Origin of the sequence: Methylobacterium fujisawaense (assembly GCF_014138435.1) — a bacterium.
Taxonomy (GTDB): domain Bacteria; phylum Pseudomonadota; class Alphaproteobacteria; order Rhizobiales; family Beijerinckiaceae; genus Methylobacterium; species Methylobacterium fujisawaense.
The window spans coordinates 687626-712654 of record NZ_JACJIM010000001.1; the positions used below are offsets into that span (position 1 = coordinate 687626).

The window sequence follows — 25029 nt, forward strand, 5'->3', positions numbered from 1 at the left end:
GTCACACCGGCCTCAGCGCGGCCCCGCCACGGTCAGGCCGAACCGCCGGATCTCCCCGGGCATCTGCTCGAGCGGCAGGACCTTGGCGGCCGCGCCGCGATCGATCGCCTCCTTGGGCATCCCGAACACCACGCAACTCGCCTCGTCCTGCGCCACGGTCTGCGCCCCGGCCCGGCGCATCTCCAGCAGGCCGTTGGCGCCGTCGTCGCCCATGCCGGTCATCAGGATGCCCAGTGCGTTCGCGGCCGCCGCCCGGGCGGCCGACCGGAACAGCACATCGACGGATGGGCGATGGCGCGCGACGAGCGGACCGTCCTTCACCGACACCGCGTAGCTGCCGCCCCGGCGCTCGACCATGAGGTGCCGCCCGCCCGGGGCGATCAGGGCCCGGCCCCGCAGCACCGGATCGCCGTCCTCCGCCTCCTTGACGGTGATCGCGCAGAGCCCGTTCAGGCGCTTGGCGAAGGCCGCCGTGAAGTGCTCCGGCATGTGCTGCACGATGACGAGGCCGGGGGACTCGGCGGGCAGCACCTCGAGCACGTCGCGCAGGGCTTCCGTCCCGCCCGTCGACGCGCCGATGCAGACGATCCGGTCGGTCTCGACCACGACGCGTCCGGGCACGGGCGGCGGCAGGACGACATCGGCCGAGAGCTTCGCTTCGACGAGCTGTCGCGGCGGCCGGCTGCCGCGCAGCTTGGCCCGGGCGGCCGCGCGCACCGCGTCGCAGACCCGCACCGTGGATTCGAGCAGGAACTGGCGGGTGTCGACCCGCGGCTTCGGCAGCACGTCGACGGCGCCCGCCTCCAGCACCTCGAACAGGATCCGGGAACCCGCCTCGGTCAGGGTCGAGCAGACGATCACCGGGAGCGGCTTCTGCGCCATGATCTTGCGCAGGAAGGTCAGGCCGTCCATGCGCGGCATCTCGAGATCGAGGATGATGACGTCCGGGATCTCCTCCTGGATCCGGCGGGCGGCGATGAACGGATCGGCCGCGGTACCCAGGACCGCGATGTCGGGCGCCGTCTCCAGGATGCCGCACAGGGTCTGGCGGACGGAGGCCGAGTCGTCGACGATGAGGACGCGGATCGGTCTCGACGCATTCACCGGCCGGAATCCCTCAGCTTGCTGAAGACGGTCGAGGACATCTGGTCGAGGCCCGCCACGCCGACGCCCGCCATCGATTCGGAATGGCCGACGATCAGGTATCCGCCGGGGCGCAGGTGCCCGGCCAGGCGTGCGACCACGGCCTTCTGGGTCGGCTTGTCGAAGTAGATCAGCACGTTGCGGCAGAAGACGAGGTCGACGTCCCGGTCGATCGGGTAGCTTTCGTCCATCAGGTTGAGCCGCTGGAACCGCACCCGGGCGCGCAGCTCGGGCACGATCCGCCCCTCGCGCCGGGCCGGATCGCGCGCGACCATCACGTAGCGCCGCCGCAGGTCCGGCGGCACCGCCTCCAGCATCTCCTCCGGGTAGATCGCCGTCCGGGCGCGGTCGAGCACCTCCGAGGAGATGTCGGTCCCGAGGATGGCGTAGCGGAACCGGTCGGCGGCCATGTCCTGCAGGACCATCGCCAGCGTATAGGCCTCCGCCCCGGTCGAAGCCGCCGCGCTCCAGACCTTGAGCAGCGGCCGGTCGCCCCGCGCCGCCAGCCGCGGGACGATCGTCGTGCGCAGCAGATCGAAATGCGCGGGCTCGCGGAAGAAGTCGGTCTTGTTCGTCGTCACGCAGTCGACGAGGTGCGGGAACTCGTCCGCGAGATGGCCCGCCTCGAACAGGTGGTGGCCATAGGCCTCGAGGGTCGGAAGATCGAGGGCGCGCATGCGCTTGCGCAGCCGGCCCTCGACCATGGTGCGCTTGGCCGGCGGCAGCTGGATGCCGGCATGGTGCTGGACGAGGTCGGCGACCGAGCGGAAATGCCGGTCGCTCAGGTGACCCGGATCGGTCTCCATGGTCCCGGGTCCGCTCAGGCGGCCTGGGGCGACGCGGCGAGCGCGGGCCCGTCGCCGTCCATGAGCGCGACGAGGTCGAACACCACCACGAACGCCTCGCCCCGGCGGCCGATCCCGGCGATGTAGCGCGCGTTCCAGCGGCCGCCGACCTCGGGGGCCGCCTCCATCTCGGTCCCGTCGAGTTCCGTCACCTCGATCACCCGGTCGGCCACGAACCCGACCCGGAGCGCCCGGCCCGGCATCGGCACGTTGAGCAGGATGATCCGCGTCGCCGGCGTGCGCGCCACGGGCGGCAGTCCGAGCTTGGTGCGCAGGTCCACCACCGGGTAGCTCTGCCCGCGCACGTCGATCATGCCGAGCAGGAAGGCCGGCGCCTGCGGCAGGGCCGCCGGGACCCGGTAGTCCAGGATCTCGTGGACGTGCTCGACGTCGATCCCGAAGGTCTCGGCACCGAGACCGAGGGTCAGGTACTGCCACACACTGGACATGCAGAGTCTCCGGATGGACTGCGACGCGCGCCGACGGCGGGATCCGCGCGGGGACGAGCGCCGCGCGGATCCGGGCCTCGCCCGACAGGTCGGGCGACCTGTCGGGCGAGGTGTCAGGCGACGCGGGTGAAGGCGGCGTCCTGCGCGTCGCCCTCGCCCATGTCGAGGGCGAAGCCCCCGGCCGCGGCCGGGTTGCGCCCCCCCGCCCGCTTCGGGCTCGGCGAGCGGATCGCCGCCGAGGGCGCGCCCATCCGCGTCGCGGTCGCGCGCAGCCGCGTCACCGCCTGATCGACACCGGCCAGAGGCCCGACCGATGCGGCCGCCTCGGTGATGCGGAAGTAGGCGATCGTCGCCTGCAGCTTCTCGGCCTGGGTGGCCAGTTCCTCGGAGGTGGCCGAGACCTGCTCGGAGGCGCTGGCGTTCTGCTGGGTCACCTTGTCGAGCTGCTGGATCGCCTGATTGATCTGGCCCGAGCCGACATCCTGCTCGCGGCAGGCGGCGGTGATCTCCTCCACCAGGCTGGCGGTCTTCTTGATGTCGGGCACGAGCTTGCCGAGCATGTCGCCGGCCTGCTGGGCGGCCTTGACGGTGTCGGACGACAGCGTGCCGATCTCGGCCGCGGCCGCCTGGCTGCGCTCGGCGAGCTTGCGCACCTCGCTGGCCACCACCGCGAAGCCGCGGCCGTGCTCGCCGGCCCGGGCCGCCTCGACGGCGGCGTTGAGGGCCAGCAGGTCGGTCTGGCGGGCGATCTCCTGCACGATGGTGATCTTCTGCGCGATGGTCTGCATGGCCTCGACGGCGCGGCCGACGGCGACCCCGCTGGCCTCCGCGTCCTGGGCCGATTGCCGGGCGATCGTCTCGGTCTGGCTGGCGTTCTCGGCGTTCTGCTTCACGTTGGCGGCCATCTCCTCCATCGAGGCCGAGGCCTCCTCGGTCGAGGCCGCCTGCTCGGTCGAGCCCTGCGACAGCTGCTCGGCCGAGGCCGACAGCTCCTGGGACCCCGCCGACACGTTGCTCGCCGCCGCGCTCGCCTCGGCCACGACGGCGCGCAGCTTCGTCAGCATGGTCTGCAGGGCGATGCCCATCGTGTCCTTGTCGGAGAGCGGCCGGGCCTCGACCCTGAGGTCGCCCTGGGCGATGGCGTTGGCGAGCGCGGCCGTCGCGTTCAGGTTCTCGGTCATGCGGCCCATGGCCCCCACCAGGTCGCCGAGCTCGTCGTTGGAGGTGACCTTCGCGGTCTGGCTCAGGTCGCCCATCGCCACCGCGTCGGCGAGGGTCACGGCGCGGCCGAGGCCACGGGAGATCGAGAAGGCGAGCCAGGTGGCGATGCCGAGGCCGAGGAGGAGCGCCGCCGCAACGGTGGCGAGCAGGATCGTCTGGCCCTCGCTCGCATCGGCCTTGGCCCTGCCGACGGCGTCGATCATGCGGCGGTTCTGGAATTCGGCCAGCGCGTCGAAGGCCCGGTTCGCCGCGAGGCTCAGCGTCGCGTATTCGCCGGAGGCGAGGTCGGCGGCCTTGACGGCGGCCCCCGTCTCGATGGTCGCCAGCGCCTTCTGGAACGAGGCCGACCAGGCGGCGTATTTCTGGCGCACCCCCTCGGTCGAGATGCCCTGCGCGGCGCTCGCGCGCAGGAGGTCGTCCATGGCGTGCGCGACCTCATCCCGCACCTGCTTGGCCGCGTTCACCCGCTGCTCCAGCACCTCGAGGGTCGTCGCACCGGTCGCCGATTGAAGCTGTCCCCAGGCCCGCTCCATGCGGATCTGGAAGGCGGCCGCAGACTTGGCCAAGTCGTCACCCGATGTCTCGCCCGAGCGGCCCTTGGCCAAGGTGTCGAGTTCCGAACGGAGCGCCGCCGTCGCCGGCCGACCCGTCGTGTTGATCTCGGCCCAGGTCCTGACGCCGGAATTCTGCTTCGTCAGATCGATGATCTTCCCGGCCAGGGCGCGCTGCTTCTCGTACTTGTCGGACAGGTCATCCAGCAGCCGCTTGCCCTCATCCGCGACGATGTAGCCCTTGGCCTTGGCCAAGCCCGCCACGGCGTCGTTGCGGTTGTCCGCAGCGCGCTTGCTGAACTCCGTCATCTGGGCGTCATCGGTGCTGATCACCGCCGCCCGCACGTTGCTGACGCCATTGATCGCGTGGCCCTTCGCGTCCAGCACGAGGGCCTGCAGCTCGGCGCGGCTGATGACGAACTTCATCGACTCCTCGGAAGACATCAACTTCTGATAGCCGACGCCGCCGGCCGCGGCGGTCAGGAGCAGGACGGCGCCGAAGCCGCCTGCGAGCTTGGCCTTGATCGAGAAACGCATCGTACTCACCCCACGCACGCAACACTTGGACAGGACAGCCACAAGATTTCAGTTGAGGATCTGCTCGAGTTCGGGGACGATGATGAATTCATCCCTCGCCTTGACGATCGACCGGATGTATTCAGGGCGCCACGTCGTGCCGACCGGCGGCACCGCCTGGCAGCTCGCCGGATCGATCTCCGTCACCGCGAACACCTTGTCGGCCACCAGCGCGACCACCACCGGATCGCCCCCCACTGCAACCTCCAGCACCAGGAAGCGCGTGTCCGGGCTGTCCGCCGCCGCCGGCATCCCGAACCGCTCGCGGATGTCGGCCAGGGGGATGACGTTGCCGCGCACGTTCACGATCCGGTCGATATGCGGCCGCGCCCCCGCCACCCGCGTCGCCGGGATCGGATCGATGATCTCGCGCACCATCCCGGCATCCAGCGCGAAGCTCTCCGTGCCGATCCGGAACATCACCACCTGCTGGCCGCCCCGCGACCCCGCCTGCGGTCCGGTTCCGAGAGAACCGCTCGTCACGCCGCCGCTCATCACGCCACCTCCTGATACGCGCGCGCGCCCTCGGCGCCGCCGCCGCTCACGAGCCGGCCGACATCGATGATCAGCGCCGCCGTGCCGTCGCCCAGGATCGTCGCCCCCGAGAACGTCGCCACGTCCGCGTGCAGCTTCGACAGCGACTTGATCACCGTCTGGTGGTTGCCGATGATCTGGTCCGCCACCAGCCCGACCCGGGCCTCGCCCGCCGCGACGATGATCACCTTCTGGTGCAGCTCCGGCTCGCCCGCGGCCCCGAACAGGCTGCGCAGCCGCAGGAACGGCACCAGCGCGCCCCGGATGTTCAGGAAGTCCCGCCCGCGCCCGCCGCGCTCGCCGGCGGGCAGCTCGACGCATTCCTCCACCGCCGCCAGGGGGATGACGTAGCGCCCCTCCCCCACCCGGATCAGCAATCCCTCGATGATCGCCAGCGTCAGCGGCAGGCGCAGGGCGACCGTCGTGCCGCCCCCCGGCTCGGTCGCGATGTCGATCGTGCCGCGCAGGCTCTCGATCGTCTTCTTGACCACGTCCATGCCGACCCCGCGCCCCGACAGGGCCGAGATCTCCTGGGCGGTCGAGAAGCCCGGCGCGAACAGGAACTGGTAGACCTGCTGGTCGGTGAGCACCGCGCCGGGCGCGCACAGGCCCTTCTCTTCGGCCTTGGCGCGGATGCGTGCCGCGTCGAGCCCGGCGCCGTCGTCGCGCACGCTCACCAGCACCTGGGCGCCGACATGCTCGGCGGTCAGCGTGATACGCCCGGTCGCGGCCTTGGCGGCGGCGGCCCGGCGCCCGGGCGCCTCGATGCCGTGGTCGATGGCGTTGCGGATCAGGTGGACGAGCGGGTCGGCCAGCCGCTCGATCACGGTCTTGTCGAGTTCGGTGTCCTCGCCGCCGGTGACGAACTCCACCGGCTTGCCGAGATCGCGCGAGAGATCGTGGATCAGGCGGCGGAAACGGCCGAACAGCGCGCCGATGGCGACCATGCGGATGCTCATCGTGGTGTCGCGCAGCCGCGCCGACAGGCGCTCGATCTCCTCCGCGATGCCCTTGAGGCCGGGATCGGCGCTCAGGCCGGCGAGCTGGCTCAGCCGGGCCTGGGCGATGACCAGCTCGCCGACCCGGTCCATCAGCTCGTCGAGCCGCTCCGCCTCGACCCGCACGCTGCTGGCCGGCCGCTCCTCGGCCCGCCGCGCCGGGCTCCGCTCAGCGGTCGGGGCCGCGGGCGCGATCGCCGGCGGCGCGACGGGTGGGGCTTCGACGGAGGCGATGGCGGCGAGACCCGCCGCCGGAGCCGTGACGGTCGGCGGCGCAAACGGCCCGGGCGCGGCCTCGCCCGGTTCGGGTGCGGCGTCCGGCTGCGCCGGCGAGACCGGGACCAGGGTCAGGGTCATCTCGTCCCGCACGAACAGGAAGACATCCTCGATCGCCTCGCGGGTCACGGCCGCGCGCAGCGTGACGTCCCAGCCGATGGCGAGGCTCTCGGGATCGAGGCCCGGCAGTTCGGGCAGCGCGTCGAGGCGCGGCACGATCGTGCAGGCGCCGAGGTCGCGCAGTTCGTCGAGGAGCGCCAGGGGATTGGTACCGTTGCGCAGCACGTCGGGCGCGAAGGCGATGCCGATCTGCCAGCCGCCCTCCACCATCGGGACGGGATCGGCGACCGGCTCCGGATGGGGGGCCAACGGCGCGGCGGCGGGGCGGCCGGTGGTGCCGAGGAGCTGCTCGAGTTCGGCCAGGATGGCCTCGCCGATGATGGGCGCGCTGGCCTCGGGCTCCTCGATGAGGCCGCGGATATAGTCCTTGGCCGAGAGGGAGACGTTGACGAGGTCGTGGCCGACCGCAACCTCGCCGCGACGGACGCGGTCGAAGGCGGTCTCGAAGTCGTGGGTGAAGGCGGCGACCTGCTCGAAGCCGAACATGGCGCCCGAGCCCTTGATGGTGTGCAGGGCGCGGAAGGCGGTGTCGATCAGGGCGCGGTCCTCGGGCCTGTCGCCGAGGTCGAGCAGGGTCGTCTCCAGGCAGGCCAGAAGCTCGGCGGCTTCGGCCCGGAAGACGTCGGCGGGATCGAGAGCAGTCATGGGGCGATTGGACCCGCTCACGCTAGACACAGATGCAGAATGAACCGCCCGGCTTCGAGCGAACGCGAAGACTTCGACTTTGTCACCGGGCGAATGTCTTTGAACTCAAGCGTTCGGCTGGATTGCCGAGTCGCGCCGCACCCTTACGGCGACGCGAAACGACGATCATCCGCCGCTCGATTTCGCCGGTTGTATATAATCCGACTAAAAATTTTCGGTTAACGCCGAGGTTTCGATGCCTGACGGACAGTATATCCGCCCATCGCCCAGAGTATTTGATTATCGGATACTGAGATCACGTGAGCCGTGGATCACAGGATCGCCGTATCCGGCATCCTGCGCCGGTCGGTCCGGCACGGGCTCTCGTCGTGCATCCCATGCGGATGGGGGCCGCGGCCCTGCTGGGTGCGGCCGGCGGAGAGACGGGGATGAGACGTGGGGCCGGTCGCGGCAGATCCGGCCGCGGCGCAACCGCCGACCGGGCCGGACCGGATTGCCCGCGGACCGCGCCTGGCGGCGCGCTCGGGTTCAGAACAGGTCGATGCCGTCCAGATCGTCGGCGGCCGGGCGCTGCGCGACCGGGGCGACCCCGAGCAGTCGCTCCGTCAGGCGCGCCCGGACCTCGCCGAGGGTGCAGCGCGCGATCGCCGCCTCGATCCAGGCCGGGTCGGCGCTGGAATCCGGCACCGCGCCGTCGCCCGCGCTCGCGCCGGAGAGACGGCCGAGTTCCGCACCGGCCGCGCGCAGCAGGCCTTCGACGTTCTCGATGCGCTGCTTGGCCCGGTCCTGGAACTGCATCGCCACGATCGCCGCCGACACGTCCTCGGTGATGGCCTGCGTCGTCTCGGCGGTCTGGCGCAGGACGCCGGCGACCTGGGCGTTCTGCTCGACGAGGGCCCGCATCACCATGCGGACGCGCAGCTCGGCGGTGCGGCTCTCCTCGGACATGTCGATCGCCGCGATGTCGCCCAGCAGGGCGTGGCTGCTGCGCAGGTCGGCCGCCATGGTGCCAATCTGCTGCTTGATCACGTCCGACAGGGCGTTGATGGTCGTGGCGAGGCCGCGCACCTCGTCGGCGACCACCGCGAAGGCCGCGCCGCTGCTGCCGGCCCGGGCGGCCTCGATCTTGGCGTTCAGGGCAAGCAGGTTGGTCTGGCGGTTGATCTTCTCGATCTCCGCCACGCTGCCCTCGACCGACGACAGGCCGTCGAGCGCCCCCGCCAGCCCCTGCGCGAGGGTCGTCCCGCGGGAGGACATCAGCGTGATCCGCGCGATCAGCGCGGCGAGCGTCTCGCCGAGGCCGGCGGCGACATCTCCGAGGTCCAGGGTCTTGTCGTCGATCCGTACGGTCTGAACCGAGGCGACGAGGCCGCGCACGATCTCCGACTGCTCGCAGGTCGAGGCCGCGATGTTCTGAAAGCGGTTGGACAGGCCGTGGACATTCGCCTCCACATCCGCGGAGACGATCCCGAGCTCGGCGATGAGGGCGTCCAGGAGCCCCCGCTGCTGCGCCGAGAGGCCGAGCCAGGCCTGGAGCAGATCGGCCGACCGCGTGGCGGCCGCCGGGTCGGCCGGGATCTCGATCTGCGGCGCCGGCGACGTATCGGCGGCGGGGGATGCCACCGTCTCGGGACGATCCGGCGGCGCGAGCGCGGAGCCGGACACCGCGCCGGGCACTGCGCCGGATCCGCGCCGTCCGTCGGCCCGCCGGAAGCGGGCCGGGACCTGCCTGAGAATGTCGTGGGCAGCTTGGAAGGACATCAGATGTCGGATCTCTCGGCGTCGACCGTCGCGCGCCGGTCAAGCCGCAAACCGATGGACGGCGTCGGCCCGACGGTAAGGATCGCCGTTAAAGAAAGCGTTATCACCGGCAATGAAGCGCAAGAGCGAGACAACAGATTTCTGTATTGACGCTTGAATTCCGTTCCATGATGAATCGAATTCCAGCTGTGCTGCGTCCGGCGGCGGCGGCAACAGCGGTGGATTGGTCTGCCGTCGGTCAGAAAGAATTTACCCGCCGCGGTGTTGTCTCCGCCGGAGAGGCGCAGCGGCGCCCAATCCTGTCGTCGAGGGCCTGAACCCGCATGTCCGAGGCTTCCGTCCTCACGCTCGAATCCGACTGCACCATCCGGACGGTCCGGTCGCTGCAGGGCGCTTTGGCGGCGGCCCTCGCCGGCGCGACGCGCCTCACCCTGGACTGCGCGGCGGTCGAGCGCGCGGACATCACCTTCGTCCAGATCGTGCTCGCGGCGGACAAGGCGGCACAGCGTCAAGCCACGGAGATCGCGCTGGCCAATGTGCCGCCGGCAGTCAGCGGCGCGTTCCAACGCGCTGCGATCGCCCTCCCCGGCCAGGCACTCCGCTAGGCCCACGCTTCAGGCACAAGAACGGGATCCTTGTCATGGCCACTGTCCTCGCCGTCGACGACTCGCCCAGCATCCGGCAGATGATCAAGGTCGTCCTCGGCCCGGCCGGCCACACGGTGATCGAGGCCGGCGATGGCGCCGAAGGCTTGGCGAAAGCCAAGAGCGCCAGCCTCAACCTCGTCATCACGGATCTCAACATGCCGGTGATGAACGGGCTGGAGATGATCAAGCAATTGCGGACGTTGCCCGCCTGCACGGGCGTTCCGATCCTCTTCCTGAGCACGGAATCGGATGAGGGCATCAAGCAGCAGGCGAAGGCGGCCGGGGCGACCGGCTGGATCACCAAGCCGTTCAAGCCCGAGCAGCTGCTGGCCGTCGTGTCCAAGCTGGTGCGCGCCTGAGGGCGCGGGGCCGGTCCCGGCGGCGCGGCCTTCCGGGACGCCGGCCCCGAGACGTCGGCGCCATCCCCCGCACCGCGAGCGGGGACGCGCGTCGCCGTCACTTCAGGTGGTAGGCGACCCCCGCGATCAGCGCCTTTTCCTCGGTGTTGATGGTGCGCCGCGGGTCGGCGCCAAACTTGTTGCGCCAATACTGGAACCCGGCGAAGACCTCGACCCGGTTGGGGGTCCCGGCGAGCAACTGCCCGACATCCAGGACAAGGTTCGTCTGTGAGGCGAACTCCAATTGCGTGTCGTTCTGGTTGATCGTGCCGTAGCGCCCCTTGGGCAGGATGATCGTGTTGAAGCCGGCCAGGGACAGCGGCAGCCCGGTGAACGGCAGCGGGATCGTGTAGGTGATCTCGAATTCCGGGGTCAACTTGAACTCGACACTGCGGAAGTGCGAGTAATCGAAGCCCGGCACGGCGCCATTCCCGGGAATGCCCGGCGTGGGCCCGTTCCCCGCAAAGCCGTTGCGGGAGAAGTCCTTGTAGCCCTGGACCTTCAGGTTCACGAACCCGGCCGGCACGTCGAAGGCGAAGCTGAGGCCGAAGGTGCCGGCCCGCTTCTCGGCGTCGAAATACGTGTCCTTGGTGTTGATGTCGGCCCCGAACGACAGGCCGACATCCTTGACGAAGCCCGGAATCGCGAAGGTCTCGGTATCGAAGATCTTGTTGAAGCTCAGGACGCCGCGATAGATCAGGTAGATTTCGGTCGCGCCGTAATCCTTGAACGGGCGCCGCTTGTCGCCCGCAGGATCCTGGGAGCCGGATGTGAGGATGTCGAGGGAGATGAGGTTGGTGCCATAAGCCCATGAGTCGGCGTGAAACACGTTGACGACGTTCTTCGGCACCTCGCGCGGGGCGAACCCACCCTGCGCCGTGCCGTCGGGACGCCGCACGAAGAGCCCGGGCTCCGCCGACGGGCCCTGGAAGCGGTAGCTAACCACCGTGTCGGAGAAGCCGAGGTACGAGGGCGGCGGCGCCGCCATCACGGTGGCGGCCGCCACGGAAATTCCGGCCTCCTGGCGCTCCGCGCGGGCCGGAGCCCGCGCCCCGGGAACGCGCGTGCCGCCTGCCGCCCCGGCGACCTCCGGAGCCGGGGACGTGGCCGAATCCGGCGAAGGCTCGGCCCGGGCCAGCCCGACCGGCCCGGATCCGCAGGCCAGCATCAGCAGACCCGCCGCGGAGAACGGCCTCATCCGGGATAGCAACCGGAGCCCGGTCAAGACAGCTTCCAGAAGGCAAGGATCATGATCGCGTAGGCGGCGATCAGCAGCGCGGCGCCCTGAAGGTTGGCCCGGGCCCGCCGCCCCGGAGCCGGCGACAGCCACCAGCCCAGCCGCCGGGCCGTCCAGGGCACCATCTGCGCGGTGAGGAGCACGCTGAACACGTTGCCGATGAACAGGGCGACCGGGAAATCCAGCTTCAGCATCCCGGAGAGGATCGGCGTGCCGACCAGGACCCCCCACAGGAACACGGTGGGGTAGAGCGTCAGCACGACGATCATGTTCATCTTCCACGCCGCGGGCGCCGGGCCTCCGGCGGGGGCGACGGTGCGGAACCATTGCTCGAAGCCGCTCTGCACCGTCCGCGTGTGGAATTCCGCGGTCAGCGGCGCCGCTTCGGCGACGAGGGCCCGCCGCTCGGGCGAGTCCATCCAGGTTTGCAGGTTCGCCTCGCCGTCGAAGCGCAGGATCGCGACGTAATCCTCCTGCACTCCCGGCACGGCCGGCTCGAACCGGTAGCCCTGCATGCCGGGCGCCTTCGATTGGGCGGCGGCGATCTTCTGCTCCCACTTGAGGTAGGCGGCCTCCAGGCCGGGCTTAACGCGGGTGCTGATCACCGCGCTGACCGGCGACGTGCGGGCTGCACTGGCATCGTCCTTGACGATATGGACGTCGTCGCGGCCCACGAGCATGGGCGTGGCGCCCTCGATCCGGGCCTGCCGCTCGGGCGAGGCCAGCCACGCCCGCGCCTGCTCCAGGCCGCTGAAGCGCTGCAGGATGACCCAATCCACCTGCAGCGGCGGCCGCGGCGGGATGAGCTGCTGCTCGATGAAGCCCGGAAAGGTCGCCACGACGGCATGGGTGTCGGACTGCCATCGGGCGAAGGCGTCGGCGCTCTCCGGCCGGATGGTCGTCTGCGTCACGATGGTGACGGACGTCGAGGCACCGCTCATGAACCGACGCACTTCCGTTGCACGACGCCCTGCCCTCGCCCGCTCGTGCGAAGCGGGGTGCGGCCCTCGGCGCTAAACCGAGCCACACCGCCGGGCGGATCGAAGCATCGGTTCGGGGACCATCACACCGCGACCGCGGCAGACTTGAAGAAGCCCGCCGCCCACGAAAGACGAGGAGGAACAGCCGAAGATTGGTCTCGCATCGCATAGCCGCCGTTCCGCCGGCGGCGTCGCTCTGCATGCCCCCATCAGCAAGCCGACACCAGTTAAAGTCAAGGCCTTGGCGGAAAAGATCAATGCAAATATTGTAAATATAATACAATACAGCTATAGATCGTTCTTTGACCCAAAACATCGAAAGGATAGTTATATCTCGGGGACGCAGCCAGAATCGCCGGACTTTTTCCAGCGCGCCGGCGCCTCGCGTGCCGCAGGTCTGGGACGGAGCGACAACAAAAAGGCGGCGCGCTGTCCAAACGGACGAGGCGGAGGCGGAAATATTTTTTCTTGTTCCTGCGTCTCAGACCGAGCGCCATCCGACTTCGCGAACTCCACGGTGCGACCGCAGCGCCTCGGATCTGCTGCAGGAACCGCGACCCCGGCGAATCTGATCGGCTATGCTTCGAATATTTATTGCATTCGTGAATATTTACAATTCAATTGCGATCTATGTCTTGACGGCGTTGACGCGTCTCCCGGTGCCATGTCTAGTCAGATCGTCGTCGGATCATGACCATCCGGTATTGGCGAACGGACATGCGCTTCACGGGACGCACGGCCTTGGCGGGACGACCTGATCTGCGAGAACCATCGCGGCGGATGCGGGCGCGGCTCGATCCCGCCCCCCCTCGCAACCTGCGCCGTTTCATCGACCCACGAGACCATCTGTCCCGAACCGAAGGCGATGCCGGCCTCCGAGGCAGGATTCTTGATCATACGGCGCCAAGTTCAAATCCGTCGATCGACGCCCATCCCCCCGGACATCGACGAGAACATCGCCGCAGATCATAGTCGCACTTGGCCTGAAAACATGACGATGCAGAGGATTCGATGACCGAAAAACACGAACAGTTCATGGCCCGCGCGATCGCGCTGTCGGAGAAGACGTCGCTGGTCGACAGTGCCGGCGGCGTGTTCGGCTGCGTGATCGTCCAAGACGGTGAAATCATCGCGGAGGGCGCCAATCGCGTCGTCGCCGAGAACGATCCGACGTGGCACGGGGAGATCGAGGCCATCCGCAAGGCCTGCAAGTCGCAGGGTACCTTCAAGCTGCGGGACGCGACGCTCTATACCAGCGCCGAGCCTTGCCCGATGTGCATGGCGGCCGCGTATTGGGCCGGGATCAAAAATGTCTACTATGCGGCTCAGGTCGAGGACGCGCTCGAATACGGCGGCTTCGACGACAGCATGATCTACGCCGAGCTCAAGAAGGATGTCGGGGAGCGCTCGATCCCGACCCAGCAGATCATGCGCGAAGAAGCCGTGGAGGTGTGGAAGAAATACGCCCAGAAGGCGGACCGCGTCCCCTATTGAGGGTCGGGCCGGGCGACCGACCGCAACCTTGAACCCGCTCGGGCAGATCGGTCCGGGCGGGTTCCTCGCTCGTGCAGGGCTTGGCCATGAATGCTGAGGATCTGAGGACGCTCTGCAAGGGTCCCGTTATCGACGCGGGCGATGCGCAGTTCCGGGACGCCCTTCATGGGAATCTGTGGAACCGGCTGATCCCGGACCGGGCGCCGCGCATGATCGTGAAGGTGGCCGACGAGGACGACATCATCGCCACCGTGAAGTTCGCCCGCGCGCATGGCCTCAAGGTGGTCGTCCGCGGCGGCGGCCACAACTGGTGCCAGCCGACGCTGCGCAACGGCGGCATCCTGATCGACCTCGAACGCCTCAACAGGATCCTCTCGATCGATGTCGAGCATCGCAGGGCGGTCATCCAGCCCATCCTCAGCAATCGCGAAATCCAGACGGCGCTCAACGCCCACGGGCTCGCCTTTCCGACCGGCCATTGTCCGCAGGTCAAGGCCAGCGGCTACTTCCTCGGTGGCGGCATGGCCTGGAACCCCACGGTCTGGGGATACGGCACCGAGAGCCTGGAGGCGATCGAACTCGTCACGGCCGAGGGCACGCTGATCCGGGCGAGCGAGGCCGAGAACGCGGATTTCTTCTGGGCCGCACGCGGCGCAGGCTCGGGTTTCTTCGGCATCGTCACGAAATACTTTCTGAAACTTCACCCGCTGCCGAGGGCGATTCATGGCAGTCAGTCCTTCTATCGGCTCGCGGATGCCCCGGCTGTCGGCACCTGGCTGGGGCAGGCCGCACCGGCGATCTCGCCCAGCGTCGAGCTGACCCTGTTCCTCGTCCAGGCCCCGCCCGCGCTGGCGGACAGGGCGGCCGGCAGCAACGGCTGGGTCTGCATGGTCACCGCGACCGCCTTCGAGGACGATCCGGAAGCGGCCCGGCGCGCCTTGCAGCCGCTGGACGATGCGCCGGTCGAGCCGCTGTCGCGTTCCCGGGTCACGCCCCTCGATTTCGAGCAGCTCTTCGATGCCTCCGGCGCGCTTTTCCCGGAGGGCGTGCGATCCAGAGTCGAAGCCACCTATTCCGACCACTGCCCCGGCGCGGTGATGGCGGCCATCCTGCCGGCCTGGCAGCGGGCCCCCTCGGCGATCTCGGTGTTCCTGACGACGATCTTCTGCGGGCCCCATGTTCCGGGGCCGCAACGGGACATGGCGCGCTCGATCACCTCCAAGATCTATGGCGGCCCCTGGACGATGTGGCACGATGCGGATGCCGACGCCGTCAATGCCGAATGGCATCGGGCGGTGACCGCCGTCTTGAAACCGTTCAACGTCGGGTACTACATCGGCGAGACCAACACGGTCGAACAGCCCGAGATCGTCGCCCAGGCCTTCACGCCCGAGAAGTGGCGGAGGCTGTGCGACCTGCGCGACAGGTACGATCCGGACCGCGTCTTCTTCGATTATTTCGACGGCCTCACCGCCGAGCCGAGTCGAGAGGTCGGATAGGATCGGACGTCGCGACGGTCGACCCGACGACGCAGGCCGGCCGCGCGATCGGACGAGGCCCTAGGCGTCGACCTTCGTCAGGAAGTCGAAGTCGCAGCCGTGCGGGGCCTGCGTGACGGTGCGGCGGTAGAGGGCCTTGTAGCCCCGGGCCGGGGCCGGCGGCGGCCGGTGGTCAGCGAGCCTGCGGGCGATCTCGTCGGCCTCGACCAGCAGGTCGACCCGCCTGTCCCGGATCGACAGGCGGATCCGGTCGCCGTCGCGCACCGCCGCCAGCGGTCCGCCCACCGCCGCCTCGGGCGCCACGTGCAGGACGATCGAGCCGAACGCCGTACCGGACATCCGGGCGTCGGAGATCCGCACCATGTCCGTCACCCCCGCCCGGGCGAGCTTCTTCGGGATCGGCAGATACCCGGCCTCCGGCATGCCGGCGGCGTGGGGACCGGCGTTCTGCAGCACGAGGATATCGCCCGGCTCGACGTCGAGGTCGGGATCGTCGATGCGGGCGGAGAGATCCTCCAGGCCGGTGAACACCACCGCCCGGCCCTCGGATTCGAACAGCGCCGGGGTTGCGGCCGCGCGCTTGAAGATCGCTCCGTCCGGGGCGAGGCTGCCCGACAGGGCGACCAACCCGCCCACGGCCGAGACCGGCTCGGCGAAGGGGCGGATCACCGTGCGGTCGACCCAGCCGGCGGGCTCGTCGAGGCGCTCGGCGAGGGTGCGGCCCTCCACATCGACGGTGTCGAGGTGCAGGAGCGGCCGCAGCTCGCGCAACAGCGCCCCCATGCCGCCGGCGGCGTGGAAATCCTCCATGTACCCCTGACCCACGGGCTTCAGATCGACCAGAACCGGTGTCTCGTCCGAGATCTGGTTGAAGCGCTCGGGGGAGACCCGGATGCCGAGCCGCCCGGCGATCGCCGTGAGATGCACGATGGCGTTGGTCGAGCCCGAGACCGCCATCAGCACCCGGATCGCGTTCTCCACCGACTTCTCGGTGATGACCTGGGAGGGCCGGATCTTCGTCTCGATGAGACGCACGGCGGCCCGGCCGGTCTCCTCGGCGGCCACCAGCCGGTCGGAATGCACCGCGGGGATCGCCGCGGTGCCGGGCAGCGACAGGCCCAGCGCCTCGGCGATGCAGGCCATGGTCGAGGCCGTGCCCATCACCGCGCAGGTGCCCTGCGTGACCGAGAGCCGTCCCTCGACTTCGGTGATCTCCTCCGCATCGACGGTGCCGGCCCGGTACTTGGCCCAGAAGCCCCGGCAATCCGTGCAGGCGCCGAGCCTCTGCCCGCGGTGGCGCCCGGTGGACATCGGGCCGGTGACGAGCTGGATCGCCGGCAGGTCGGCGGAAGCCGCCCCCATGAGCTGGGCCGGCACGGTCTTGTCGCAGCCGCCGATCAGCACGACCGCGTCCATGGGCTGGGCCCCGATCATCTCCTCGGTGTCCATGGCCATCAGGTTGCGATACATCATGCTGGTCGGGTTGAGGAAAACCTCGCCGAGCGACACGGTGGGGAAGGGCCGCGGCAGGGCGCCGGCCGCCAGCACGCCGCGGGAGACCGCCTCCACCAGCTCGGGCATGCCCCGGTGGCAGTTGTTGAAGCCCGACGGCGTCATCGCGATGCCGACCACCGGCTTGTTCAGGAGTCCGACCGAGATGCCCATGGAGCGGGCGAAGGACCGGCGCAGGTAGCGCGCGAAGTCGCGATCGCCGTAATTGGTCAAGCCGCGATCGAGGCCGTGCGGTTCGTCGGTCATCGTCGGATCCTGTTTCGAAGGCGCGGATGTCTGCGGTGTCGTCCCGGGCCTCGGGCACCCTGTCGGTCATGCCCTTCGCGACCGGAGACCGTGCCGGCCGTCGGAGCCTTCGCGCAGCCGATCCGGCCGGTCGCGGCCCGGCATCCGGAGGTGCGCGCCGAAGCCTTCGGCAGGTGGACCGGGACCGCTCGTCCGGACCGGGCCCGGCGGGAGGCTACCGCATGGCGTTTGCCCTGGGTAGCCGGAAGACCCGCTTCGGGCGCTGCCCGGCGCGGGCCGCCGACCCAACGCCCCGCGCGGCCGGAACCGGTGGCGTGTTCCGCCCGGTAGACACCCCGATCCGCGGCGCCGCGCGCGCGCTCAGGCAGACCGTCACCGTGTCCCAGTCGAACCGCGCGGGACGAGACAGCCGCTGAGGACCACGCGCCGGACCGGCTGATCCGGCCTCTCGATCCGCTCGAACAACAGGCGCATCGCCTGGGTGCCGATCTCGGCGACCGGTTGCTCGATCACGGTGAGGCCCGGTTCGGCGAGTTCGGTCCACGGCTCGTTGTCGAAGCCGGCGAGCGCGAGATCCCGCGGGAGCGCGAGATTCAGGGCACGGGCCGCCCGCACGGCCCCCATCAGGATGAGCCCGTTCGAGACCACGAGCGCCTCCGGCCTGTCGGGCTCCTGGAACCAGCGCGTGGCCTCCGCCATCGCCGCGGCCGCGTTCGGGGGCACGCTGCGGATCTGCGGCGCCAAGCCGTGCCGCCCCATCGCCTCCAGATAGCCGGCACGGCGCTCCTGCGCGGTCGAACTCGTCGAGCCAAACAGGCCGCCGATCCGCCCGTAGCCCTGGGCCGCCAGATGATCGACGAGGGTCGCGCAGGCCGCCACGTTGTCGAGGACGACGCTGTCGTAGGCCCCCGGCGGTCCGGCCCGGTCGATCAGCACCACCGGGAAATCGAACCGGCGCGCGCCGAGCCCCCCGGGGTCGGCGGAATCGACGCCATGGCGCCGGACCACGCGGGAACCCTGGGCTACGCCCTCGGGCAGATCGGCGCCAAGGCGGCCTTCGCCCTGATCGTCCCGGCGCTCGCCGGCTACATCGCCTACTCGATCGCCGACCGGCCCGGGATCGCCCCCGGCATGATCGGCGGCATGCTGGCGGCCAATCTCCAGGCCGGCTTCCTCGGCGGCATCGCGGCCGGGTTCATCGCCGGCTAGGCCGCCCGCTTCCTCAACACGCATATCCGGCTGCCCAGGAACCTCGAGGGCCTGAAGCCGGTCCTGATCCTGCCGCTCCTCGCCACCACGATCACCGGCCTCCTGATGATCTACGTGGTCGGCGTGCCGGTCGCGGCGGTGCTGTCGGCGCTCACGACCTGGCTCAAGGGCATGCAGGGCGCGAGCGCCCTGGTGCTCGGGCTCGTCCTCGGCGGCATGATGGCGGTCGACATGGGCGGCCCGATCAACAAGGCTGCCTACGCCTCGGCGGCGGCCCTGCTCTCCTCCGGCGTCGACGCGCCCATGGCGGCGGTGATGCTCGGCGGGATGACCCCGCCGCTGGGCCTCGCCTTGGCGACCCGCCTGTTCCCGGCCCGGTTCACGCAAGCCGAGCGCGAGGCCGGCGGCGCCGCCGCCGTGCTGGGGGCGGCCTTCATCACCGAGGGGGCGATCCCCTTCGCGGCGGCCGACCCCCTCCGGGTGATCCCGTCTCTGGTCGCGGGGTCCGCGGTGGCGGGCGCCCTGGCGCTCACCCTCGGCGTGACCCTGAAGGTGCCGCATGGCGGCCTGTTCGTCCTGCCGATCCCGAACGCCGTCACGAACCTGCCGGGCGCCGTCCTGGCGCTCGCCGCCGGCACCCTGGTCACCGCGCTCACGGTGGGCCTCATCAAGAAGCGCCCAGGCTGAGGCCCCGATCCGGAGCCCGGCGCACGACCGGGCCCGGACACCACAGAGCGTCACGGGGGGATCCGTCATGAAGGGTTTGGCGACGCGCGCCGCGCTCGCGCTCGCGTTGGGCTTGGCGCTGCCGCACCCCGGATGGAGCCAGGAGGCGGGGGCCGGCCGCGCCGTGCCGGCCACGGCCGTCGGCCCGGTGCTGCGGCGCCGGGCCAGCCGCCCGCCGCCGCGATCGGACGGCCCGGGCTCCGACGGGGCCGACAGCGCGGCCGGCGCCGCCGACACGCTCGGGCAGACCGCGACGCCGCCGACCCTGCCGCCCGGCACCCTGGATCCCGGCAACGGCCTCAGTCTCCTGGCCAATTACACCGGGCAAGGGGCGATCAACCCGGTCGGCGGCCTGCGGCAGGGCGCGGCTTATGCCGGCCAGCTCGTCCTCGGCATCGACGGCGACCTGCAGCGCCTCGCCGGGATCGAGGGCGGCGCATTCCACGTGGCGGTGACGAACCGGCACGGACGCAGCCTGTCGAACGATGTCATCGGCAACAACACCAGCGTGCAGGAGATCTACGGCGGCGGCCAGACCACCCGGCTGACGCTGCTCTCCTACCAGCAGAAGCTGTTCGACAATCGTCTCGACGTCGAGGTCGGCCGCTTGGTCGCCAATATCAGCTTCCTGAACTCGCCGTTCTACTGCAACTTCCAGTCTAATTCAGCCTGCGGCAACCCGACCTTCGTGTTCAAGACCTCGAATTTCACCTTCTGGCCGGTCTCCAGCTGGGGAGCGCATGCCAGGGCGTGGCTCACCGACACGACGTTTTTCCATGTCGGCGCCTACGAGGTGAACCCGCGACATCAGCAGCCGGGCGACAACGGCCTCGATTTCTCGCTCGAGGGCGCGACGGGCGCCATCGTGCCGTTCGAACTCGGCTACACGACCACCTTCGCCAACGACGTGCTGCCCCGCAATTACGGAATCGGCGGCTGGTACGACGCCTCGGATTACGCCGATCCGGTGCGCGACGTGACCGGGCAGCCCGCGGTGCTCACCGGCCTGCCGGCGATGACCCGGTTCGGCCGCTCGGGTGTCTACGCCCGGTTCGACCAGATGGTGTGGCGGCCGGATCCGAAGGCGATCCAGGGCCTGACGCTATTCGGCGTCGCGATGGCCGGCACCTCGGGCCGGCTCGTCGAGGACCACTTCCTGGAGATCGGCGCCCTGCAGACCGGCACCTTCGCGGGCCGGCCGTTCGATACGGTCGGCTTCGTCATCAACACGCAGGCCTTCGGCCGGCTCGCCCTGTCCAACATCGCCCTGGCGCAGGGCACGCTCGGCCTGTTCCGCAAGATCCCGACGCAGCAGGTGATGATGGAGCTGAACTACGGCATCCAGGTCAATCCGGCGATCCGGCTGACGCCGAACCTGCAATACATCGTCGATCCGGACCAGACCCGGTTCCCATTCTACCGCAAGACCATCCCCGACGCCTTCGTGGTCGGCGCCAAGCTGTCGATCGATCTGTTCACCCTGGCGGGGCTCGCGCGCGGTCGCGGCAGCCGGTGACCGCCGGCCGGGTGTCCCGGTCGGCCCAGCATCGCGCAGGCCGGCGGCGTCTGGGCCCGGCAGGTTCTCCGGCGCGCGCATGTCGATCCCGCGGGCCGCGATGTCGGTGTTTCCAGGCGGGATAGGGCTGCATCACGCCCGTCGGCTTGTCCGTCGACTTGTCCGTCGCCTTGCCCGTCGTCCCGCCGGTGAGCGCGATGGCCTGCGGGCCGAGGCGTGGCTGCGGGTGGAGGCGCGGCGCCGGGTCGGCATCGCCCCGCGCGAGGCCGCCCGCCGTTCCCGGTCCGTCACCCGGATCTCGGCCGCGTTGTTCTCCGGAGAGGGCGGGAGCCAGGCCTTCCCCGCCGCCGTGCACCACGCCGCGCCGTGCGCGACATGGCCGGAGCCGCAGATACCGACACACGATTGCGAAAACGCCGATCGACCACCTGTACCCGGACAAAAACCTTCATGAATACTGCATTTTAGTTGCATATTCAAAACATGTCACAGATTTTTTGACAATATTGATCCAGCGCAATGCCGCCGGGAGGGCAAGATTTTGAATTGAGCCCGAATTGGAGAAATGGGATTTGTGCAATGACCAGTCGCCTCGCTCTCGTGTGCGAAGACTCTTGTGACAGTCTCGAATTCTTCCACCCATCGGATGCGGATCTTTCCCCCTCCGTCGAAACCGTTCATGGCGGCGTCGCGAGCGCGACCCGTGCCGCTCTCCGGGAACTCGGCGCCGATCCCGTCCACATCCTGCGCGAGGCCGGTTGCGATCGCTGGGCGTCCGGAGACGATGCCAGCCCGATCTCGAACGCCGCGCTCGGCCGCGTGCTCCAGTTGGGGGCGAACCGCACGCGGTGCGGCCATCTCGGCCTGCTGGTGGGGCAGCGCATTGCCCTCGCCAAGCTCGGGCCCAGCAACATCCTGATCCGGAACGCGGCGACCATCGGCGACGCCCTCCATGTGCTGGAGACCCGGCCCTGGGCCTGGACCTGCGGCTCGGCGGTCCGACTCTTCGTCGAGGCCGACTTGGCGCTGCTTCATTACTTTCCCTACGAGACTGGCGCGACGGCAGTGGGCCTGCAGGCGGAGGGGGCGCTCGCCACCGTCGTCAATATCGTGCGCGCCCTGTGCGGCGCCCGCTGGTCCCCGTCGGAGCTTCTGCTGCCGCGGGCACCGCCGGAGCAGACCGATCCCTATTGGCACTTCTTCCGCGCGCCCGTCAGGTTCGATCAGGAATGGGCGGCCCTCGCCTTTCCGGCGCGCCTTCTGGAGCAACCGGTCCCGGGCGCAGATCGGACGGCACACCGGATCGCCGAAGGCCGCATCCGACAGGTCGGGGCGGCAGCTCCGCTCCCGATGTCGGACCGGTTGCGGCGGCTGCTCCGCGCGGAGTTCATCCAGGATCCGTGGTCCGGCCAAGCCGTCGCGCGCCATCTGGCGGTGCATCGGCGCACCCTCAGCCGCCGCCTGAGGGCCGAAGGCACGAGCTTCCGGTCGGTGGCCACCCAGATCCGGTTCGAGACGGCGCAGCAGCTCCTGGCCGATACCAACATGACGCTGGCGCAGATCTCGGCCTGTCTGGGCTTTTCCGAAGCCGCCGCCTTCACGCACGCGTTCAGACGCTGGTCCGGTACGACGCCGAGCATCTGGAGGCGTGGGAGCCGGCCTCCGGATGCGGCAGCCGATCCGGGGCCGCCCGATCCCGTACCCCTTCCTGAATGGACGGAACGGACCGGCCTTTCAGGCCGCCCTTGGGCGCCAAGGCCGCAATCGCCGGACGACCGCTTTCCCATGGACGGCAGACAGCATTGGTCAATCGAGCACAAGAATCCGGATTGCATGGCATCACCCGGCGAATTCAGGAGATCCCGATGAAAGCGACACGGACCATCTCGCTCGCAGCCCTCACCCTGGCTGCCATGCTGGGCCTGCCTCCCATCGGCTCGGGCGGACTCGGCATTGCGGCCGCGCAGGCCGCCGGCGGCTGTGGGCCCGGATTTCATCGGGGCCCCTACGGCGCCTGCCGACCGAACGTCTCCGGCGCACCGGGCTACTACGGGCCCCGGGGTGGCGGCGTGTACGGATACCGCGGCGGCGCCCGCTACGGATACCGGGGCGGTGCCGTCTATCGGGGTGCGCGGGTGTATCGGGGGGGCCGCGTATACGGGGGCCGCGCCGTTTACGGACGGCGCGTCGGCGGGTTCCGGGGCGGCTTCCGCCGCTGACCGCGCCGGCCAGACTTAACCGCGCCGGCCGGACTTGGCTGCCCCGCAGCCTTGTCCGGCCGACGCAACCGGAGGTCGTGCCCTAATAGGCGCGGTAGACGGCCCGATGGACGCGAGCCGGAGGAACGTCGTAGCGCACGGAGGCCGGAATCCGCACGGCCACCGGGGCATTCGGGTCGAACGGCAAGATCGCGGCCCCGGCTGCGATGAAGCCCGCCAGGGCGCGGATATCGTCCGGCTGCCGCAGATCGCGCGCGATGCGGTCCGTCTCCCATTGAAGCCGCAGATTGCAGGCCCGTGACGGCAATCCGCCGACGGGGGTGCAGGCGTCATGACGCGCACAGGCGGCATCGAGCGCATCGACGGGCGGCAACGGAGCATTGCTGCCGAGGCCACAATAGTTGCCGTGAATGAGCGCCGCAGGCTGCTGCAAGCCGGACGGCTGCGCCAGGGCGGGTGCGCTCAGGCAGGCGGCGAGGAGGAGCGGGGCGACGATTCGAAAGGTCATGGCTTGGGCCGAACCCATTCTGGGGCCACTCTGCCGGGGCGGGCCGCCGGCTCGGGCCGGATGATCGGGGGTTGGGGGTCGGGGTCTGCCGGCCTCGACCCTCTCGCGGCAGGATCAATACGGGCGGCAGACGCCCGCATAGGCATCGTAATAGGCGTAGGGTCCGCAGCGGCCGTAGGTGGCACCGTATCCGGTGGCGGCGGCAGCGCCCACGGCAGCCGCGCCCAGGCCGTAGCCGTAGGGACGGACGCCGTAGCGGCCATATCCGTATCCGTAACGGCCAACCCCGCCATATCGGCCGACCGCCCCATAGCGGCCGACCGCGCCGTAACGGCCGACCGCGCCGTAGCGGCCGACCGCGCCGTAGCGGCCGACCGCGCCGTAGCGGCCGCGATAGCCCACCCCCCCGCGATAGCCGCCGACCCGGACGCCCTGGACGCCGCCGGCGCGGAAACCACCGCCGCGGAAGCCTCCCCGGCCGCCGTAGAAGCCACGCGCTTCGGCCACCATGCCGCTCATGATCAGGGCGGCACAGGCCACCGACGCAATCTGCAGAGTTCTCATGGATGATCTCCGTTCAGGAGAACGACCTGCCGAGGGGCGCCGGACGCGAAGCCCTGCGGCCCCTCGGACACGTCTCGGCCGTACCGTACGCCGAGCTGCCGACGCCGCTTGATCCGCGGGGACTCGCGTGCCGGTGAACCGGCGCAGCCGCGTTGCGCCGCTCCGACCGCAGCGTTCCATCCTGAACGTCGCTTCCGTCCGGCGCCCAGGCGGCCCGAAGCCGTTGTCAATCGCGCCGGCGGCCGGTGTCTTCCCCGATCAAGCATGGGATCGCCGCGACTGCATAATGGGCCCTCCGCTTCGGTGCGGTGAGGCGAGGCAGGGAACTGACCTTGCGTGCCCGGTCAGGGCGCGACCGATCGGGCTTCCTAGCGGTCGGCGCGTTCCGCACATCCCGGCGATCGGAAGAACGCTGCCTCCGGTCCGCTCAAGGACGCGCGAAGCGGTCTCGGCATTTGAGAGATGCCTCGGTTGATCACGATGCAGCGTGAGGAGATGACCATGCCGATCAAGTCACCGAAGGAGCTTTTCGTGCGCATGTTGAGCGATGCGCGGCATCACGCGGAGCGCGCGACGAAGATTTACGAGGAGCTGGGCCAAGCCACGCAGGATCCGGCCATCCAAGAGGCGCTCCAGTCACGCGCCTTCATCCAAGAGAAGACGGTCAAGTCGCTCGATCGCTGCTTTCAGCTGATCGGCGAGAAACCGATTGCCTCCAACGGTCGGCTTCAAGAAGTCTTCCTCGAAGACTTCCGGCGCGAGCTGGCCGAGATCCAGGCCCCGGCCGCCAAGGCCCTGTTCATCCTGATCAAGGCCAATCACCTGATGCATCTGCGCATCGCCGAGTATGTCGCCCTCGTCGCCATGGCCGATGTGAGCGGTCACTTCGGGGTCGGCGTCCTGCTGGAGAGCTGCCTGGCGGACAAGATGGCCTTCACCGAGCGGACCCGTCGCCTGATCCGGCGGACGATCGAGAGCAAGCACGCCGTCAAGCTCGCGGCCTGACCCGCGGCCCGTCAGACCCCGGACCGGGCAGCCCGGTCCGGGGCTTCGGGCGCGCATGCGGAACCGGCCCATGGTCCACGCGCCCGGCGCGCGGACCATGGGCGCACGGGAGCCGCGGAGAACGAGCCATGCCCCCTGTCACGTCTCGAG

At 69.8% G+C, this 25029-nt stretch carries 24 protein-coding genes; 11 read left to right on the top strand and 13 right to left on the bottom strand.

Annotation, left to right across the window (positions count from 1 at the left end):
* Positions 1-12: 12 nt before the first annotated feature.
* The 7 genes from GGQ91_RS03360 to GGQ91_RS28340 form a co-directional block, all read right to left on the bottom strand.
* Positions 13-1104, bottom strand: coding sequence for a protein-glutamate methylesterase/protein-glutamine glutaminase (locus GGQ91_RS03360; protein WP_043389114.1), 1092 nt, complete (start codon positions 1102-1104; stop codon positions 13-15).
* Positions 1101-1949 carry a CheR family methyltransferase gene (locus GGQ91_RS03365; RefSeq protein ID WP_043354100.1) on the bottom strand — a complete coding sequence of 283 codons (849 nt, stop codon included), beginning with the start codon at positions 1947-1949 and terminating at the stop codon, positions 1101-1103. The genes GGQ91_RS03360 and GGQ91_RS03365 overlap by 4 nt, the downstream gene beginning before the upstream one ends.
* Before the next feature lie 14 nt (positions 1950-1963).
* A complete protein-coding gene (locus GGQ91_RS03370; protein WP_043354099.1) occupies positions 1964-2437 on the bottom strand; it encodes a chemotaxis protein CheW in 474 nt (157 codons plus the stop codon).
* Between the two features lie 113 nt (positions 2438-2550).
* The gene (locus GGQ91_RS03375) at positions 2551-4746 is read right to left on the bottom strand and encodes a HAMP domain-containing methyl-accepting chemotaxis protein (RefSeq protein WP_182591325.1); all 2196 of its coding nucleotides are present in this window, start codon (positions 4744-4746) and stop codon (positions 2551-2553) included.
* A 48-nt stretch (positions 4747-4794) separates the two neighbouring features.
* Entirely contained in the window at positions 4795-5280 is a 486-nt protein-coding gene (locus GGQ91_RS03380) for a chemotaxis protein CheW (RefSeq protein ID WP_043354088.1), read from the bottom strand.
* Positions 5280-7358, bottom strand: a complete 2079-nt coding sequence (locus tag GGQ91_RS03385; protein ID WP_182591326.1) for a chemotaxis protein CheA — start codon at positions 7356-7358, stop codon at positions 5280-5282. The genes GGQ91_RS03380 and GGQ91_RS03385 overlap by 1 nt, the downstream gene beginning before the upstream one ends.
* A 528-nt stretch (positions 7359-7886) precedes the next feature.
* Positions 7887-9119, bottom strand: coding sequence for a methyl-accepting chemotaxis protein (locus GGQ91_RS28340; protein ID WP_182591327.1), 1233 nt, complete (start codon positions 9117-9119; stop codon positions 7887-7889).
* Between the two features lie 3 nt (positions 9120-9122).
* Between GGQ91_RS28340 and GGQ91_RS03395 the strand changes: the two genes are divergently transcribed.
* The 3 genes from GGQ91_RS03395 to GGQ91_RS03405 all read left to right on the top strand — a co-directional run bounded on the left by GGQ91_RS03395 (position 9123) and on the right by GGQ91_RS03405 (position 10125).
* Positions 9123-9269, top strand: a complete 147-nt coding sequence (locus tag GGQ91_RS03395; RefSeq protein ID WP_158498479.1) for a hypothetical protein — start codon at positions 9123-9125, stop codon at positions 9267-9269.
* A gap of 173 nt (positions 9270-9442) precedes the next feature.
* Positions 9443-9724: an STAS domain-containing protein gene (locus GGQ91_RS03400; protein WP_043389130.1), complete on the top strand. Its 282-nt coding sequence runs from the start codon at positions 9443-9445 to the stop codon at positions 9722-9724.
* Between the two features lie 35 nt (positions 9725-9759).
* Complete coding sequence (locus GGQ91_RS03405; protein ID WP_043389132.1) at positions 9760-10125, top strand: response regulator; 366 nt, start codon at positions 9760-9762, stop codon at positions 10123-10125.
* A gap of 97 nt (positions 10126-10222) precedes the next feature.
* On the opposite strand, the gene GGQ91_RS03410 is transcribed toward GGQ91_RS03405, so the two are convergent.
* Positions 10223-11362, bottom strand: a complete 1140-nt coding sequence (locus GGQ91_RS03410) for a hypothetical protein (RefSeq protein WP_182591328.1) — start codon at positions 11360-11362, stop codon at positions 10223-10225.
* Between the two features lie 23 nt (positions 11363-11385).
* On the bottom strand, positions 11386-12342 hold the full coding sequence (locus GGQ91_RS03415; RefSeq protein WP_043760000.1) for an antibiotic biosynthesis monooxygenase: 957 nt from the start codon (positions 12340-12342) through the stop codon (positions 11386-11388).
* 1050 nt (positions 12343-13392) lie between these two features.
* On the opposite strand from GGQ91_RS03415, the gene GGQ91_RS03420 reads away from it, so the two are divergent.
* Together GGQ91_RS03420 and GGQ91_RS03425 are read left to right on the top strand one after the other, a co-directional pair.
* Complete coding sequence (locus GGQ91_RS03420) at positions 13393-13875, top strand: nucleoside deaminase (RefSeq protein WP_043354062.1); 483 nt, start codon at positions 13393-13395, stop codon at positions 13873-13875.
* Between the two features lie 86 nt (positions 13876-13961).
* Positions 13962-15374: an FAD-binding oxidoreductase gene (locus tag GGQ91_RS03425; protein ID WP_182591329.1), complete on the top strand. Its 1413-nt coding sequence runs from the start codon at positions 13962-13964 to the stop codon at positions 15372-15374.
* Between the two features lie 60 nt (positions 15375-15434).
* On the opposite strand, the gene GGQ91_RS03430 is transcribed toward GGQ91_RS03425, so the two are convergent.
* On the bottom strand, positions 15435-17132 hold the full coding sequence (locus GGQ91_RS03430) for a dihydroxy-acid dehydratase (protein ID WP_182591330.1): 1698 nt from the start codon (positions 17130-17132) through the stop codon (positions 15435-15437).
* 372 nt (positions 17133-17504) lie between these two features.
* The gene (locus GGQ91_RS03435) at positions 17505-18140 is read right to left on the bottom strand and encodes a LacI family DNA-binding transcriptional regulator (RefSeq protein WP_236961850.1); all 636 of its coding nucleotides are present in this window, start codon (positions 18138-18140) and stop codon (positions 17505-17507) included.
* On the opposite strand from GGQ91_RS03435, the gene GGQ91_RS28010 reads away from it, so the two are divergent.
* The 5 genes from GGQ91_RS28010 to GGQ91_RS03455 all read left to right on the top strand — a co-directional run bounded on the left by GGQ91_RS28010 (position 18126) and on the right by GGQ91_RS03455 (position 22802).
* Positions 18126-18341: a hypothetical protein gene (locus GGQ91_RS28010; RefSeq protein ID WP_246410581.1), complete on the top strand. Its 216-nt coding sequence runs from the start codon at positions 18126-18128 to the stop codon at positions 18339-18341. The genes GGQ91_RS03435 and GGQ91_RS28010 overlap by 15 nt on opposite strands.
* Positions 18342-18365: 24 nt before the next feature.
* Positions 18366-19028, top strand: coding sequence for a fructose-specific PTS transporter subunit EIIC (locus GGQ91_RS03440; protein WP_343066754.1), 663 nt, complete (start codon positions 18366-18368; stop codon positions 19026-19028).
* A 67-nt stretch (positions 19029-19095) separates the two neighbouring features.
* Positions 19096-20583, top strand: coding sequence for a carbohydrate porin (locus tag GGQ91_RS03445; protein WP_182591331.1), 1488 nt, complete (start codon positions 19096-19098; stop codon positions 20581-20583).
* Positions 20584-21162: 579 nt separating this feature from the next.
* On the top strand, positions 21163-22452 hold the full coding sequence (locus GGQ91_RS03450; RefSeq protein ID WP_182591337.1) for an AraC family transcriptional regulator: 1290 nt from the start codon (positions 21163-21165) through the stop codon (positions 22450-22452).
* Positions 22449-22802, top strand: a complete 354-nt coding sequence (locus GGQ91_RS03455; RefSeq protein ID WP_236961854.1) for a GCG_CRPN prefix-to-repeats domain-containing protein — start codon at positions 22449-22451, stop codon at positions 22800-22802. Before GGQ91_RS03450 ends, GGQ91_RS03455 begins: the two co-directional genes overlap by 4 nt.
* An 82-nt stretch (positions 22803-22884) precedes the next feature.
* On the opposite strand, the gene GGQ91_RS03460 is transcribed toward GGQ91_RS03455, so the two are convergent.
* Together GGQ91_RS03460 and GGQ91_RS03465 are read right to left on the bottom strand one after the other, a co-directional pair.
* Complete coding sequence (locus tag GGQ91_RS03460) at positions 22885-23310, bottom strand: phospholipase A2 family protein (protein ID WP_053610318.1); 426 nt, start codon at positions 23308-23310, stop codon at positions 22885-22887.
* A 114-nt stretch (positions 23311-23424) separates the two neighbouring features.
* On the bottom strand, positions 23425-23874 hold the full coding sequence (locus GGQ91_RS03465) for a hypothetical protein (RefSeq protein WP_182591338.1): 450 nt from the start codon (positions 23872-23874) through the stop codon (positions 23425-23427).
* A 501-nt stretch (positions 23875-24375) separates the two neighbouring features.
* On the opposite strand from GGQ91_RS03465, the gene GGQ91_RS03470 reads away from it, so the two are divergent.
* Positions 24376-24879, top strand: coding sequence for a DUF892 family protein (locus GGQ91_RS03470; RefSeq protein WP_182591340.1), 504 nt, complete (start codon positions 24376-24378; stop codon positions 24877-24879).
* Positions 24880-25029 lie beyond the last annotated feature (150 nt).

Bases quoted from the DNA above. Each gene is read 5' to 3' on its own strand.
- GGQ91_RS03365 (WP_043354100.1), bottom strand. From the start codon at position 1,949: ATGGAGACCGATCCGGGTCACCTGAGCGACCGGCATTTCCGCTCGGTC.
- GGQ91_RS03370 (WP_043354099.1), bottom strand. From the start codon at position 2,437: ATGTCCAGTGTGTGGCAGTACCTGACCCTCGGTCTCGGTGCCGAGACC.
- GGQ91_RS03415 (WP_043760000.1), bottom strand. From the start codon at position 12,342: ATGAGCGGTGCCTCGACGTCCGTCACCATCGTGACGCAGACGACCATC.
- GGQ91_RS03395 (WP_158498479.1), top strand. From the start codon at position 9,123: ATGTCGGATCTCTCGGCGTCGACCGTCGCGCGCCGGTCAAGCCGCAAA.
- GGQ91_RS03450 (WP_182591337.1), top strand. From the start codon at position 21,163: ATGACCAGTCGCCTCGCTCTCGTGTGCGAAGACTCTTGTGACAGTCTC.
- GGQ91_RS03425 (WP_182591329.1), top strand. From the start codon at position 13,962: ATGAATGCTGAGGATCTGAGGACGCTCTGCAAGGGTCCCGTTATCGAC.
- GGQ91_RS03410 (WP_182591328.1), bottom strand. From the start codon at position 11,362: ATGAGGCCGTTCTCCGCGGCGGGTCTGCTGATGCTGGCCTGCGGATCC.
- GGQ91_RS03380 (WP_043354088.1), bottom strand. From the start codon at position 5,280: ATGAGCGGCGGCGTGACGAGCGGTTCTCTCGGAACCGGACCGCAGGCG.
- GGQ91_RS28010 (WP_246410581.1), top strand. From the start codon at position 18,126: ATGGCGCCGGACCACGCGGGAACCCTGGGCTACGCCCTCGGGCAGATC.
- GGQ91_RS03375 (WP_182591325.1), bottom strand. From the start codon at position 4,746: ATGCGTTTCTCGATCAAGGCCAAGCTCGCAGGCGGCTTCGGCGCCGTC.
- GGQ91_RS03430 (WP_182591330.1), bottom strand. From the start codon at position 17,132: ATGACCGACGAACCGCACGGCCTCGATCGCGGCTTGACCAATTACGGC.
- GGQ91_RS28340 (WP_182591327.1), bottom strand. From the start codon at position 9,119: ATGTCCTTCCAAGCTGCCCACGACATTCTCAGGCAGGTCCCGGCCCGC.
- GGQ91_RS03460 (WP_053610318.1), bottom strand. From the start codon at position 23,310: ATGACCTTTCGAATCGTCGCCCCGCTCCTCCTCGCCGCCTGCCTGAGC.
- GGQ91_RS03455 (WP_236961854.1), top strand. From the start codon at position 22,449: ATGAAAGCGACACGGACCATCTCGCTCGCAGCCCTCACCCTGGCTGCC.
- GGQ91_RS03470 (WP_182591340.1), top strand. From the start codon at position 24,376: ATGCCGATCAAGTCACCGAAGGAGCTTTTCGTGCGCATGTTGAGCGAT.
- GGQ91_RS03465 (WP_182591338.1), bottom strand. From the start codon at position 23,874: ATGAGAACTCTGCAGATTGCGTCGGTGGCCTGTGCCGCCCTGATCATG.
- GGQ91_RS03420 (WP_043354062.1), top strand. From the start codon at position 13,393: ATGACCGAAAAACACGAACAGTTCATGGCCCGCGCGATCGCGCTGTCG.
- GGQ91_RS03400 (WP_043389130.1), top strand. From the start codon at position 9,443: ATGTCCGAGGCTTCCGTCCTCACGCTCGAATCCGACTGCACCATCCGG.
- GGQ91_RS03385 (WP_182591326.1), bottom strand. From the start codon at position 7,358: ATGACTGCTCTCGATCCCGCCGACGTCTTCCGGGCCGAAGCCGCCGAG.
- GGQ91_RS03405 (WP_043389132.1), top strand. From the start codon at position 9,760: ATGGCCACTGTCCTCGCCGTCGACGACTCGCCCAGCATCCGGCAGATG.
- GGQ91_RS03445 (WP_182591331.1), top strand. From the start codon at position 19,096: ATGAAGGGTTTGGCGACGCGCGCCGCGCTCGCGCTCGCGTTGGGCTTG.